The 14,811-nt window shown below is 37.2% G+C and carries 9 protein-coding genes; 4 read left to right on the top strand and 5 right to left on the bottom strand.

The genetic code is table 11. The features are described from left to right. Positions 1 to 239 precede the first annotated feature (239 nt). Positions 240 to 785 (bottom strand): PadR family transcriptional regulator, encoded by a 546-nt coding sequence (locus ACOWPH_RS27490; RefSeq protein WP_015213290.1) that lies wholly within the window; start codon positions 783 to 785, stop codon positions 240 to 242. Between the two features lie 114 nt (positions 786 to 899). On the opposite strand from ACOWPH_RS27490, the gene ACOWPH_RS27485 reads away from it, so the two are divergent. Both ACOWPH_RS27485 and devC read left to right on the top strand, forming a co-directional pair. After that, the gene (locus tag ACOWPH_RS27485; RefSeq protein ID WP_015213289.1) at positions 900 to 2,111 is read left to right on the top strand and encodes an ABC exporter membrane fusion protein; all 1,212 of its coding nucleotides are present in this window, start codon (positions 900 to 902) and stop codon (positions 2,109 to 2,111) included. Between the two features lie 149 nt (positions 2,112 to 2,260). Then, on the top strand, positions 2,261 to 3,421 hold the full coding sequence (gene devC, locus ACOWPH_RS27480) for an ABC transporter permease DevC (RefSeq protein ID WP_015213288.1): 1,161 nt from the start codon (positions 2,261 to 2,263) through the stop codon (positions 3,419 to 3,421). A 36-nt stretch (positions 3,422 to 3,457) separates the two neighbouring features. Here the strand turns inward: devC and ACOWPH_RS27475 are convergent, their stop codons facing one another. The 4 genes from ACOWPH_RS27475 to ACOWPH_RS27460 form a co-directional block, all read right to left on the bottom strand. Then, positions 3,458 to 6,274 (bottom strand): CHAT domain-containing tetratricopeptide repeat protein, encoded by a 2,817-nt coding sequence (locus ACOWPH_RS27475; RefSeq protein WP_015213287.1) that lies wholly within the window; start codon positions 6,272 to 6,274, stop codon positions 3,458 to 3,460. 203 nt (positions 6,275 to 6,477) lie between these two features. After that, positions 6,478 to 10,068, bottom strand: a complete 3,591-nt coding sequence (locus ACOWPH_RS27470) for a CHAT domain-containing protein (RefSeq protein WP_015213286.1) — start codon at positions 10,066 to 10,068, stop codon at positions 6,478 to 6,480. A gap of 219 nt (positions 10,069 to 10,287) precedes the next feature. Continuing rightward, on the bottom strand, positions 10,288 to 12,201 hold the full coding sequence (locus ACOWPH_RS27465; protein WP_015213285.1) for a transketolase: 1,914 nt from the start codon (positions 12,199 to 12,201) through the stop codon (positions 10,288 to 10,290). 415 nt (positions 12,202 to 12,616) lie between these two features. After that, positions 12,617 to 13,090, bottom strand: a complete 474-nt coding sequence (locus ACOWPH_RS27460) for a GNAT family N-acetyltransferase (protein ID WP_015213284.1) — start codon at positions 13,088 to 13,090, stop codon at positions 12,617 to 12,619. Between the two features lie 29 nt (positions 13,091 to 13,119). On the opposite strand from ACOWPH_RS27460, the gene ACOWPH_RS27455 reads away from it, so the two are divergent. Together ACOWPH_RS27455 and ACOWPH_RS27450 are read left to right on the top strand one after the other, a co-directional pair. Next, a complete protein-coding gene (locus tag ACOWPH_RS27455) occupies positions 13,120 to 13,341 on the top strand; it encodes a hypothetical protein (protein ID WP_042464623.1) in 222 nt (73 codons plus the stop codon). 559 nt (positions 13,342 to 13,900) lie between these two features. After that, the gene (locus ACOWPH_RS27450) at positions 13,901 to 14,689 is read left to right on the top strand and encodes a DUF4231 domain-containing protein (protein WP_015213282.1); all 789 of its coding nucleotides are present in this window, start codon (positions 13,901 to 13,903) and stop codon (positions 14,687 to 14,689) included. Positions 14,690 to 14,811: the final 122 nt, after the last annotated feature.

Genomic DNA, 14,811 nt, shown 5'->3' with positions numbered 1-14,811 from the left:
TATGGTCAAATGCTGTTCATAATAAAATACACTTCAGTTACAGCGGATTTCGTACATACCTAGCGGGCAAGATGCCCGCACCACAAGAGTTTCATTATTCAAGTTTGTATCTCATGTAAATGAAATCCGCTGTAAGGATTTTCGTAGGTTAAATTGAACGAGGAGAAATCCTAAAAATCCTTGAAAATGTTGGGTTTAATTCAATGTGAATAATTTAAATATTCTGCGGTATATTCTGTTTATTCTTGTTGAGTATCTTTGATAATTTCTAAGGCTTCATCACACCAATCTATCCATTCTAATTCATAACGAATACCAGCATTTAATACTAAATGTCTGAGTTTTTCTTTTCTAGTTAATGCTTCTGGATTAGGGAATTTCTCTTGCTCAATTTGTCGATATTTGGACAATTTTTCTATATGTATTTGACGACGGCGTTTTACATCTTCTATCAGTACACTAGCTGGTACTAAACTACCAGAAAAAACTTTTACTAATATGTCTTCTCTAATTATGTCGGGTTCGCTGGGTTGTCGCATCCATTCTAATAAATGCTGTTTACCTAGTTCTGTAATTGAGTAGATTTTTTTATCTAAGCGTCCTTGACGGGGAATAATCTCGGAGACTATTAACTCTTGTGATTCTAATTTGTTTAGTTCTCGGTAAATTTGCTGCTGTGATGTGTTCCAAAAACAACCGATTGATTCGCTAAATACCTTGGAAAGGTCATAGCCACTATGGGGTTTTTCAATTAAACAGGTCAAAATGGCTTGCGGTAAACCCATAAAAACTACTTGACAGATATCTTCTTTAGGTTACACTAAATTTTGTATACAACAAGTTGAATAAAAATAGTTTAATTAACTTAATTGAGTAAATTAGCTCAGGTGGTGACTTAAGTGCAGAATTTTTACCCAGACTCTAAGCGAACTGACAAAAGCCCTGCGGGTATCCAAAAAAGATCGCTAATTATCAGTACTCTAGTTTTAGCTGTCACCAGTATTGCAGCATCATCATATTTTTTAATCAGTAGACAAAATAGCACCCAGCAAGATAACACCCTAGCAGCAGAAAGTCTTCCAGCAATTAAAGCGGTTACGGCTTTGGGAAGAATTGAACCCCAAGGGGAAGTGATTCAAGTGTCTGTGTCGCAAATTGCAGGTAGTAACCGAGTTGATAAACTATTAGTTAAGCAAGGTGAAAGTATTAAAAAAGGACAAGTAATTGCTATTTTGGATAGTAGCAATCGCCGTTTAGCCGCACTAAATCGCGCCAAGCAACAGGTCAAAGTAGCCGAATCTCAATTAGCACGGGTAAAAGCTGGCGCAAAACAGGGAGAAATTGCCACCCAAATAGCGACAGTTAGTGAATTAGAAGCAGAATTACGTCAGCAAAGTGCAGCAAGAATAGCCACAGTCAAACGATTGGAAGCAGAAGTAAAAAATGCTCAATTAGAATATCAACGCTATGAATATTTACAAGTAGAAGGTGCTATTTCTACATCTATTCGTGACAGTAAAAAATTAATTTTAGAAACAGCACAAGCAAGTTTAAAAGAAGCTATTGCTAACCGGATACAAACATCAGAAACTATCAGAGAAAAACTCAAACAAGCCAGTGCAACTTTAAATCAAATTGCAGAAATACGTCCCACCGATATCCAAATAGCAGTAGCCGAAATAGAAAGTGCAAAAGCCGCAGTCCATGAAGCCCAAGCAGATGTAGATTTAGCTTATGTGCATTCTCCCCAAAATGGAAAAATTCTGAAAATTCATACTTGGGGAGGAGAAATTGTCAGCGATAAAGGCATTGTAGAAATTGGACAAACTGAGCAAATGTATGTAGTTGCTGAAGTATATGAAGCCGATATTAATAGCGTAAAAATAGGACAATCAGCAACTATCACTCAACTCAATTTACCGGGAAGATTAGCAGGAACTGTTGAAGAAGTAGGATTATTAATCGCCAAGAAAGATGTACTCAATACTGATCCTGCGGCTGATATAGATGCGCGAGTTGTAGAAGTTAAAATTCGCCTCAATCCAGAATCTAGTCAACGAGTTAAGACTTTAACTAACTCTAAAGTAAAAGTAGCAATTCAATTATACTAAAAACGGTTGGGAACTTTACTTTTAAACGCAGAGGTTCGCTGAGGTAAACGCAGAGTTTTTATTGGAGTTTTTCCTTTGAATCTTGTTATCTATAAAGTCGAGATATTAGCCGTTTTTAGTATAAATAATAATTCGGATTAGAAAAAAATATGTGGAAACGTAAAATACCACTAGCATGGTTACAGTTGTCAAGAGAAAAATCCAGAATGCTAGTTGCTATTGCTGGTATTGCTTTTGCAGATGTGTTAATGTTTTTACAACTTGGTATTCTTGAAGCTTTATTTGATGGTGCAGTACAACTACATAACAGTTTAGAAGGAGAAATTGTTTTAGTTAGTTCTCGCTATAAATCCTTAATTTCATTAGATCAATTTTCCCAAAGGAGATTATATCAAACATTAGGTTTTACAGGTGTACAATCTGTAAGTCCTATTTATTTAGGTTCTCTTCCCTGGAAAAATCCTGATAATCAACAAACTTGGAATATTTATGCTATTGGCTTTAATCCAGAAGAACAAGTAGTAAATCTAGCTGGAGTTAAAGAGAATTTAAACAAATTAAGAGAGGCAGATACTGTTTTATTTGATCGTGGTTCTCGTAAAGAATTTGGTACTGTTGTTTCCCAAATTCAAACTAATAATACTGTCACCACAGAATTAAACAATCGTCAAGTTAATGTTGTGGGTTTATTCCGTTTAGGTACTTCTTTTGGTGTAAATGGAAATATCATCACTAGTGATGTCAATTTTCTGCGTTTATTTGGAAAAAAGAGAGAGAGAGGATTAATTGATTTTGGATTAATTAAGTTAGAACCTAGAGCAAATTTAGATTGGGTAATAGCCAATTTAAAAGCTAAACTCCCGAATGACGTTCAAATTATTTCTAAACAGGAGTTCATGGCTAGGGAAAAAAGCTTTTGGAATACTAGTACACCTGTAGGATTTACCTTTACATTAGGTGCAATCATTGGCTTTATGGTTGGCGCGGTAATTGTGTATCAAATTCTCTATAGTGATGTTTCTGATCATTTACCAGAATATGCAACTTTGAAAGCAATAGGTTTTAAAAATAGCTATTTACTTGGTGTGGTATTTCAAGAAGCATTAATTCTAGCAGCTATTGGCTTTATTCCTGGAATTACTATTGCTCAATGTTTATATATGATTACTAAACAGGCAACTCTGTTACCAATCATGATGACTTTACAAAGAGCAGTTTTGATATTTATTCTGACGACATTGATGTGTTCTATTTCTGCATTGATAGCCATGCAAAAATTACAATCTGCTGATCCTGCTGATATTTTTTAGAAATAAAGACTTCGATTAATACTGTAATTTATTGAATTATCGCCACTCACCTTGTAACATAAATGCAGCCCAATAAAATGGGGAATTCCATTTTTGTTCTTGCCACATTTCAATTTGTGATTGACGTAATGCCGAAGCAGGTTTTAAATTTTCTTTTAACATCTTTTGGTAAAATTTCTGCATTAATATGGAAGTTCCTTCATCATCTACACTCCATAAACTCATGATTACGCGGGGACTACCTGCATACATAAATGCTGTTGTTAATCCCACTAATCCTTCTCCGCGAATATTTTCACCCCAGCCTGTTTGACAAGCACTGAGTACAACTAATTCCACGGGTAGATAGAGGTTATAAAAATCAAGTAGTCGCAAAAAGCCATTTTGGGGTTTACCTTGTTCGTCAAACAGTGATAAGACTACCCCAGATAATTCTGGCCTTTGATTATTGATGATTCCGTGAGTTGCAAAATGAACAATTTGATATTGACTGAGTTGGTTACTGGTAACGAAATCACGGTTAGCAGCAAAACCTAAAACTTGCAACCGCTGATCTTCAGGTACTAATTCTAAAATCTTGTCTGCTTCCTTGCGGGTAAAGCGCAGACGATCAAATTTAACACTATAATTATTGACGGATCTGTTTAAAGCTAGGGTATTTATATTATTAGTTGGTGATAGTTGGGAAAGTGGAGTTTTTTTAACTGTGAGGCGTTCGTCAGATTGACTAAATACGGGATCTGCAATTACAGCTAGTTTTTTGGGAGGTAATTTACGTCCTTGGTGTTCACGTCGAATGATGGCTAGTGTGGAAGCTGAGGGGAGAGAGATAATTTCGTGTTTGAGTAGTAATGGTTCATAGTTGCTGCTTGTGGTTAGCGCCCCAAATGGTAGATACTGTAATGCACCATCGCTAACGATGACTAAGCGTTTGTGTTGTGATATTGTCGCAGCCGGGGGTAGAAGCATTTGCGTTAATGGTGTTGCTGCTTTCGCTATTTGGACAAAGTTATTTCTCTGACTGGGTGCGGTTAAAGCTACGGAAAATTTTTGGGCTGCGGCTTCAATTTGAGTACGGTTGGGTAGTTCATAACTGGAGATATTGGTTTTGCTAATTACCCAAAGATAACTGCGTTTTTCTCCTAGAAAGTATTGCAATAGCAAAGTATCTTTGTCTAATACTTGCTGCTGAATTTCTGTGAGTTTCAGGGGTTGGGGCTGAGTTAAGGCGGCATAACGCGGACTGCTAGTGCGGATTTTTGCTTTCAGTTCTCTGTATTGATCTATAAGTGCAGCAATTTCTGTTTCTATGAGTTGGATTTGTTTTTGGGTGTGTTGACTATTGAGTAAATCTAGCCGCTGTTGTTCGACAGCATCAAATTTTTTTCGTAGGTTGCTTTCTGCTGCGAGTAAGTTTGGATCTACGCCTTGGCGGATATCGACTTTGGCTTCTGCCAGCAATTCTAATAGACTGCGGGCGCGGGTGCTTTCACTGGCTTGGAGTGCGATCGCATCATAACCCTTTGCTGGTTGCTGTTTGTGCAGTTGCATCAATAAGTCAATATAGAAGGCATAAACCTTGTGCTGTGTGGCAAAGTAGAAAGCACGTAAAAGTTTACTGGCGATGTTGGTACGTAAATCTTCAATAATTTGGATTGCGGCTTCAATTTGGATCAGTGCTGCTTGCAAGTTCCCGCGATCGCGTTCTAAATCTGCAATATTAAAAAGAGTATTAGCCTCACCCTCTTTATCTCCTACTGCTTGTCTCAAGGGTAGCGCCTGTTGATAGTACGCCATTGCCTTGTTGTCATCTCCTAAATTGGCGTAAACTTTACCCATGCCAGTCAAGGTGATCGCTTTGCCACTGATATCGCTTACTGCCTCTCTTAAGAACAATGCCTGCTGATAGTATTCTAGTGCTTTGCTGTTATTTCCTAAATTTGAGTAAGTTAAGGCAATATTATTCAGAGTAGCGGCTTCGCTGCCTCTGTTACCTGTTTGTTTGGTGAGAGGTAATGCTTTTTCAAAAAAAGCTAATGCCTTCTGTTTTTCTCCTAAATAACTGTAAACCCTACCAATGTAATTGAGAGTAGCAGCTTCACCATCTTGATTATTTGTCTGCTGCATAAGAGGTAATGCCTGGTGATAGTATTCCAGTGCTTTCTTTTTCTCTCCCAAGTAAGAATAAACTAAACCAATATTATTAATAGTTATGGCTTCGCCTCTTTTATCACCCGCAGCCCTTCTGAGAGGTAATGCCTGATGGTAGTATTCTAATGCTTTTTGTTTATCTCCTAAATGAGAGTAGATTTTACCAATATTATTGAGGGCAGTGGCTTCATCTTTTTTATTATTTATTTTCTGGATGAGAATTAGTGCTTGATTTAAAAATGTCAGTGCCTCATATTCTTCTCCTAATAAATTGTAAACTCTGCCAATTTGACTGAAGATTCTAGCTTCACCTTCTTTATTACCTACCTTTTGCATCAGAGGTAGCGCCTGTTTTAACAATTCAAGTGCTTTGTGCTTTTCTCCTAAATCAGAATAAACTAAGCCGATATTGTAGAGGGTTTTAGCTTCGTTGTTAGTGTCACCTATTTGTTGCCATAACTTTAAGACTGTTTGCCATTTATCAATTGCCTGTCGCCGTGATTCTGCTGTGCCTTGCCGTTCAAGTTGCAACCCTTCCTGATCAGCTTTTTTAGCCGCAGCACGTTTTGCATCTAGGGATAGTGTTTCTGCTATGGGCTGATATCCAGCAATTGCTAATCCAGGGTAGGAAAAGAAAAGTATGCCCATTAAGAATGCGAGAGTGCAATGATCGCTAAAAAATGAGAGAACTAGTTTTGGCATTGAATTATACTAAATCTCTAATAATTTTGCATACTCAATCTTTCAGCTTCTTGGGGTGATTTTCCAGATTACAAATTATGACGTAAGGAGTCAGGAGTCAGGAGTCAGGAGAAAGAAGGAAGAATATTTTTCTCTTCTGTTAAGAGTTCCCTACTATCTCAAAAATTCTGTATCCTGAATCCTTACATCAATCATGACTATTATTACCTCCATTCACCCTGTAAGGTAAAAGCTGCCCAATAATCAGGTTTAGAAAAACGTTCATCCTGCAACATCTCAATCTGCGCTTGTCTCAATGCCGCAGGGGGTTTCAAGCCATCTTTGAGCATTTTTTGATAAAATTTCCGCATTAGTAATGCTGTGGCTTGATCATCGACATTCCACAAACTGACTACAACTCTAGGACTACCTGCATACATAAATCCCCTTGTTAATCCTACCAATCCTTCTCCTTTGATTTGCTGTCCTAAACCTGTTTGACAAGCACTCAAAACTACCAAATCTGCTGATAGGTTCAGGTTGAATATATCATGAAGGCGTAAAAAACCATTTTGCGGTTTTCCTTGATCATCAAATAGAGATAAAACTATTCCTGATAATTCTGGTTGTTCGCTGTTAAGAATCCCGTGAGTTGCAAAGTGTAAAATCCGATATTGGCTTAGTTGTGTATTGGTAACAAATTCTCGATTAGCCGCAAAATCATAAGCTTGTAATTTTTGATTTTCTGGAACTAATTCTAAAATTTCTTGGGCTTCTTGGCGGGTAAAAGGTAATCTTTGAAATTTAATAGCTGTATTGAGTGTGGCTCTTTTTAATGCTAGGGTATTTAAGTTGTTATTTTCCTGGCTTTTGGGTAATTGTCTATCAATATTGAGCCTTTCATCATCTTTTGTAAATACTGGATCGGCTAAGAGTGCTAAGGTTTTGGTTGCAGTTTTCTTTGTTTGTTGTTCCCGTCTCAGTAGTGCAACTGTAGAAGCTGATGGTAAAGTGATAATTTCGTGATTAAGAATTAATGGTTGGTATGTTTGGGTATTTGGGATTGTTAAAGCTGCGAACGGGACATATTGCAATGCACCATCACCAACTATAACTAAGCGTTTTTTTCCTAATTGTTGGGCTATGGGTGTTAACAATATTTGGGTTAAAGATGCAGCTGCTTTAGTTATTGTTTTTTTATTTGATGTAGGTTTGACAATTTCGTTACGGAAGTTTTTAATTAGGGTTTCTATTTCTGCACTTTCAGGAAGTTCATAACTAGAAATACTTGTTTTTGTAATTGCCCAAAGATAACTGCGTTCTTCACCAAGGGAGTATTCTAAAAGCAAGGTGTTTTCATCTAATACTTGCTGTTGAATTTCTTTGAGTGTTAATGGCTGGGGTTGGGTGAGGGCTGCGTAACGAGGGCTGATGGCGCGAATTTTTGCTTGGATTTGGCGATATTGTTCTAATAGATTGGTTGTTTCTTGTTGGAATGCTTGTTCTTGTTTGGTGCTGTCAGGTTTGCTGGATATTTCAATGCGGCGTTTTTCTAAAGCATCAAGTTGTTGTTGGAGGTTGCGTTCTTGGCTGAAGAGTTGAGGATCTACACCTTGGCGGATGTCTGCATTGGCTTCGTTGAGGATTTCTAATAAACTCCGGGCGCGGGCGCGTTCGCTGGCTTGGAGTGCGATCGCATTATAACCTTTTGCTGGTTGTTGTTTGTGCAGTTGCATCAACAGGTCGATGTAGAATTGGTAATATTTCTGGACTGTGGCAAAGTAGGATGTGCGTAAGTCTTGGCTGGTGACTTTGGTGCGGATGCTTTCGACTATTTGAATGGTTTTTTCAATGGGGGTAATAGCAGCTGCTAAATTGCCTCGATTGCGCTCTGTGAGGGCGATATAGTAAAGTGTATCAGCTTCTCCGGTGCGATCGCCTAATTTTTGCCTGAGTTGCAATTCCTGATGATAAGTCTCAATCGCTGGTTGATACTGTTTTAATGAATTGTATGTTTTAGCGATATTACCAAATATATTAGCTGCTGCCGCAGGATAACCCAATTTTTCAAATCCAGATAAAGCCTGACGCGAAGCTTCTAGGGCTTTTTGTTCATCTCCTGACGCTAAATAAATTCTTCCTAAATAAGCTAAGGCTGTGGCTTCACTAAAGCTATTTTTGCGTTGACGTGACGCAATTAAGATTTTGTTAGCAGCATCTAAGGCTTGGGGATAATTTTTTAATTCTTCATATACTCTAATTATCCCTGTTGTTATCGCTAATTCTTGGTTAATATCTTCCAATTTTCGGGATATTTCTAATCCTTGATTATAATACTTCAGCGCTGAATCATAATCTTTTGATTCTTTATAAACATCTCCAATACTATTCATTGTTTGAGCTAAACCACTAAAATCTTCCATTTTTTGAAACTTCGTCAATGCTTGATTTAAAGTTTCAATACTCAATTGATAATTGCCTAAATATTGATATATTTTAGCAAGATATCTCAGAGTTTTTGCTTCTTCTATAAAATTTTGCGTTTGTCGCTGAATTGTCAATGATTGGTTATAAAAATCTATTGCTTTTTGATATTCACCCGTTGATTGATAAACATCTGCAAGAGATGTCAGAGTTCCGGCTTCTTCAGGATTTTTATTTTTACGTTGTAGTTCTAATGCTTGATTTAGTACATCAAGTGCTTTTTGTTTTTGACCAGTTTGTCGGTAAATCAGACTAATATTATATAAAATTTTGGCTTCAAAAGATTCTGGTTGTAAAATAGGGTTGGTAATTTGTTTAAGTAGAGAACGTGCATTTTCAAACGCATTTAAAGATTTGCTGTATTCATAAAAAGTTAGATAAGTTCCAGCTACACTAGAAAGAATAGTTGATTGTTGTAATAAATTCAATTGTAAATCTAGCCCAGAAAGGTTTTTCTGTGTCGTTTTCTGTATTTCTAAAGCTTGATTTAAGGAATTAACACTTAGTTCTGTTTGACCAGCATAACCATATAATAAACCCAACATTCCCAGATTTTTGGCTTGTCCAGATAAGTCTTTTAGTTGACGACGAATTTCTAAAGACTGATTTAAATAGTTAATGCTTTGTTTGATTTTTCCTAAATTTGCATAGTCCGTAGCAATACTTTCTAATGTATCTGCTTCTCCAGATTGATCATTATTAGCCCGCTGAATCTCTAATTGTTGATTATAATAATCTAAGGCTTTATTTGTGTCTCCAATACTTGCATAAGTTTTAGCAATAGCATCAAGTACAAAAATAATATAGTCTTGATTTTTCTCAGTTTTCAGAATAGATAGAGATTGCTGATAAAATTCAATAGCTTTTTGTTTTTCACCTAATTTAACGTAGGCATTACCAATAAACAAAAGAATAGTTGATTGTCCTTTTGTATCTTGTATATTTCGTCTAATAGCTAATGCTTGGGTATAATATTCTAAGGATTTAGGAATTTGGTTTAAATCAAGATAAATTCCACCTAGTCCTACAAGTGTAGCTGCTTCAGAAGAACTGACTCCCAATTTGCGCCAAATTTTGAGTGCGGCTTCATATTTGGTGATTGCTTGCTGAAATGATTCTGCGGTTCCTTGTTGTTGCAGTTTTCCAGCTTCTGCAAATAATTGTTTTGCTTCAGCAATTGCTTCTTCTTGTGCTGGAGTGAAAGTTTGCTGCTGGGCTATTAATGGTGCAGGATTAATTTTGAGATTTTTGACAGATGCAATCGCTGTCAGAGGATGAGATAATAAGAGAGCGATCGCTAAAACTTGACCACATTTTCTCCCCTGCACCATTACACCACCTTTGTTCGGTAATATCGGCCGTCAGTGGTCAATGCTAAATGGAGTCAAGCTTTTTGTCAATATCCTCTAAGAGGTTGTTTGAATACTTTTTCGTGTGGGATCTAACACCCGCAGATCCCCCTAAATCCCCCTTACAAATGGGGACTTTGAAGAATTTAGCCCCTTAAAAAGGGGGGATCTCGATCAATTCTGATACTTTTCAAACATCCTCTAAGATACTCCCACCAATTGTCTAACTTGCAATTTCACAGTTTCCACAATGGCATCGGCATCAATTTTAGCGGCATGGAGTAGTTCTTCTGGTGTACCGGAAGTGGGCATATCTCGAACTGCGAGTTTAATAATTTGCAGTTGCGAACCTTTGTAAGGATGAGTACTACTATTACCGGCAAAGGCATCCAACACAGCATCACCTAAACCACCTTCTAGCCAATGGTCTTCCACAACTATTAAGTTACCGTTAGTATCTTTTGCAGCTTGACGTAATGTTTGTACATCAATGGGTTTAACGGAATAGGCATCAATAACGCGGACTTTGATCCCCTCATTTTTCAATCTTTCGTAGGCTTTGAGGGCTTCGTGGAGGGTAATACCTGCACCAATAACGGTGGCTTGATCTTCATGGGAACGGTGGAGAGTTTTGCTACCACCAATGGGAAATATTTCTTCACTGCTATAAATTACAGGCGTGCTTTCTCTGGTGGTGCGAAGATAAACTATGCCAGTGCGATCGCTTTGCTTGCCGTAGGCATCGCTCATCTGTGCTACTAGTTTAGCAGTTTGATTAGCATCACTAGGATACAACACAGTGCTATTCCACACAGCGCGAAAAGCCGCTAAATCTTCTAATCCCATTTGGGAAGCACCATCTTGACCAATAGAGACACCAGCATGAGAACCAACTAACTTAATGTTGGCACGAGATACAGCCGCCATGCGAACAAAATCATAAGCACGAGTTAAAAACGCTGCGAAGGTGGAAGCAAAAGGCTTGTATTTTCTTACCTGCAAGCCTACCGCTGCTGCTATCATTTGCTGTTCAGCAATGTACATTTCAAAGTAGCGTTCAGGAAAGGCTTCGGCGAAATCTTCAGCATATGTAGAATTACTCACCTCAGCATCAAGGACAATTACATCAGGTTGTGATGTTCCCAAAGCTAATAAAGCATCACCGTAAGCGCGACGGGTAGCAACTTTCTGATCTTTTTTATATGTGGGCAGTTGTAGGGGTTGAGGTACTCCTAGTACAGCAGGTTGGCTTTGTGATTCTGGTTTATCAACTGCGATCGTAATGTGACGTTCTCCACCCAATTCGGCAATAGCTTGTTGTTCCTGTTCTGCTTTCAAAGCTTTACCATGCCAACCACCTATATCTTCTAAAGTCTTTACTCCTTTACCTTTTTTTGTCTTAGCAATAATCACTGTGGGTCGGTCATTTACAGCCACAGCAGCACTAAACGCTTGATCAATTTCTGTTAAATTATGACCATCAATTTCTATAGCTTGCCAGCCAAAAGCCTTGGCACGATTAGCATAAGCTTGTGTATTCCAGCCTAATTCAGTTTGACCACGTTGACCGAGGCGATTGACATCAATAATGGCAATTAAATTATCTAAACTATAGTGAGAGGCATGATCAAAAGCTTCCCAAATTGAACCTTCAGCCGTTTCACTATCCCCCAATAATACCCAAATGTTGTATGGTAATTGGTCTAAATATTTACCTGCTAAAGCCACTCCCACACCAATGGGTAAGCCTTGTCCTAGAGAACCTGTAGCTACATCTACCCAAGGGAAAACAGGTGTAGGATGACCTTCTAAGCGACTACCAAGCTGGCGTAGAGATAGTAATTCTTGGTCAGAAATCACGCCTGCTGCTTTATACATCGAATACAGCAACGGTGCAGCGTGTCCTTTAGAGAGAATAAAGCGATCGTTATTAGGATTATCTGGATGATCGAAATCGTAGTGGAGATATTTAGATAATAAAACTGCCATTAAATCAGCAGAAGACATAGAAGAAGTAGGATGACCAGAACCGGCGACAGTCGTAGCGCGAATACTATCAATACGCAACTGTTGAGCTAATTCCTGCCATTGATTTAGCTGTTCTTGGGTGGTCATAATAGTAGTTTCCTAAATAGAAATTGAAGTTATAGCCTTTCCCACTCTAGTTAGATACAAAATTACCTCTCCCCAACCCTCCCCTTGGTAAGGGGAGGGTGCGCGACAGCGCGGGTGGGGTGTATTTCATGAGCTTGGTAATTGCTATATTGACAATGATTAAACAGTAATTTTGTAGATAAAATATAGAAAAAGATAAATTCTATATTTATTATTTGTTTGGATTTACTATATATATTTAAGCTTACAAAAGCTTCTTGCTAATGGAATAAACAATTGCTATGTCTTTAGTAAGATGACAATTAATTTATACAAAATTTTACATATTATGATGTTTTCTATTAGAGTGTTCCCAGAAAGAAAATACCCAGTCATGTTGTATCTCACTCAACTGATAACCGCTATATTTTATTTCTCAATTGAATGATTCAATAGTTTTTTCCATCACAAAATTAATAAATAACTGTCCTCGACATTCTACTTCTTGTTCTTTGACTACAATAAAGTTTTTACTAATAAAAAAAGGCTTGGCTGTGATACTAGCTTCTGTAAATAACTTGGTTATTCCTAAAAATTTAGCCTGTAACTCGATACTATCTAAGATTTTTGTGCCAACTCCTTGCCTTTGAAAAGCATGATGACAATAGAAACAATCAATATGTCCATTTTTTTCTAAATTACTAAACCCAATAATTTGGTTATTTTCTTCTGCAACATAAGTAAAACTATTACTCAAACGATTAATCCACATTTCGATATCTAACTTAGCTGAAGCCCAAGCCTCTACTTGTTCTTTGCTATAATCACGAACATTTATATTATGAATAGTGTCATTAAACAAATTTATAATTTCTGGTGTATCTTCTATTCGATAACTTCTCAATTTCATAAAATATCTCCATCAAAAGGTAATTAATTATGACAAAAAGTAATAATAAAAATATTCAAGAACTACCCTCTGAACAAACACCAGGTCAAGACTTATTAATAGCGAGAGGTTTGCAAAAAGAGCAATATATAGGTATTACAATTCTTTTTATAGCAATTCCCAATCTCATGAAATACACCCCACCTGCGCTGTCGCGCACCCTCCCTTTACCAAGGGGAGGGTTGGGGAGGGGTAATTTTGTATCTAACTAGAGTGGGAAAGGCTATATATGCTTAATTTCCCTAGTTGGATTTTTTAGTCGTAGAGTTGAATATGCTTTAATCTTTGCTTTGACTCTGAGCATCATTTTAATTGTTTTCTTCCTCAGTGTTTAAAATTTTAGTACAGCATAGAGAAAATAAACGAACCGCAGAGACGCAGAGGACGCAGAGGCAGACAAAAAAGGGGTGTTCACATCTTATTTTAGGATCGCTATAGATACTCAATAGGCATAGGAGTGAAAAAGATTGTAGATCCGATAATCCCTACCCAGGTCACTTCTCTACAAGGGTTTCAAGTCACGCACATTTAATTCTCGAAGATGTCTATTGAATTTTAATAAATTTTAATTTTCTCATCTTCTTCAGATTAACTCTAGGTGCTGCCATTCCAGAAATATATTTTTGTAAAGCTTTCAGTAAATTTAACTTGTCTTTAATACTACTTTCATATATTATACAGGTTTGTTTGTGAAAATAACTCCTCATCAGGCAAAAATTCATTTGCAAATTGCCTGTATGTCTAAATCTGTTTTTTTAGTCAGGTGAAAAAATGTTGTTGTTCTTAAAGCTGATTGATTATCTATTAGCAGCTGTTTTTATTAGTGCGGCAATTATTCTTTATTTCGATTCTAGCAATCAACAATATGTCATAGTTGGAGCCGGAGCTTTAGCTGTTGCAATTTTTCTGTTTCTACTCAACAGAAACTCTGTAAACAATGCTCGTAAGGAAGCGCAAAAGACTGAACTGGAAAAAAAAGCTGAAATTTACACCTCTTTATTAACTCATGGTAATTCCTTGGAAAACAATACAATTATTCCCGCTAGAGCTAAAGCTTTGGAGTATTGTCAAGACTTGATTAATGATTACAGAGGCACTAGAAATTGGGCAAGAAATCTTTACTATATCTTGCAAATATCTACTGTTATTTTGTCTGGTGTCACACCAATTCTAGTTTTGGTAGATAAATTAGAAGCTGGACAATCTTGGCTGAAGTGGCTACCAGTAATTTGTCCGGCTCTTGCTTCTATTGTTGCTAGTATTGTCACCTCTTTTCCTTTCCAAAAGAATGCGGTTGCTGCTAACACAATTGTTGAGTTATTAGAAGCAGAACAAGAGAAATTTATCTTGGGAATTACCCCAGCTTATCGTTGTTATGATGTCACTGATGAAGCTGAACAACAACAACGGATTAGTCAATCTGTAGAGCAATTTATTACCCAAGTAAATAACATTCACCTACAACAAGTACAACAAACTGAACAGCAGGATAAAAAGAAAGAGGCAACTACAACTGAAGTTTCTAATTCTGAACCAACTAGAAACGAACAGCCTGCTTAAACCGAGTCTGATTTGGGTAATATCATAATTGTAAGCATATTGCCGTTAGGCTTATGCTTACCAAAATAAAATAGAGTTATTATATACAGCAGAAGTCAGGAGTCAGGAGTCAGAAAGAAGGA

Source organism: Anabaena sp. PCC 7938 (assembly GCF_049315035.1).
In the GTDB taxonomy this organism is placed as follows: domain Bacteria; phylum Cyanobacteriota; class Cyanobacteriia; order Cyanobacteriales; family Nostocaceae; genus Anabaena; species Anabaena cylindrica.
Note: the sequence above shows the minus strand (reverse complement) of the source record. Positions and strands in the feature narration are given on the sequence as shown.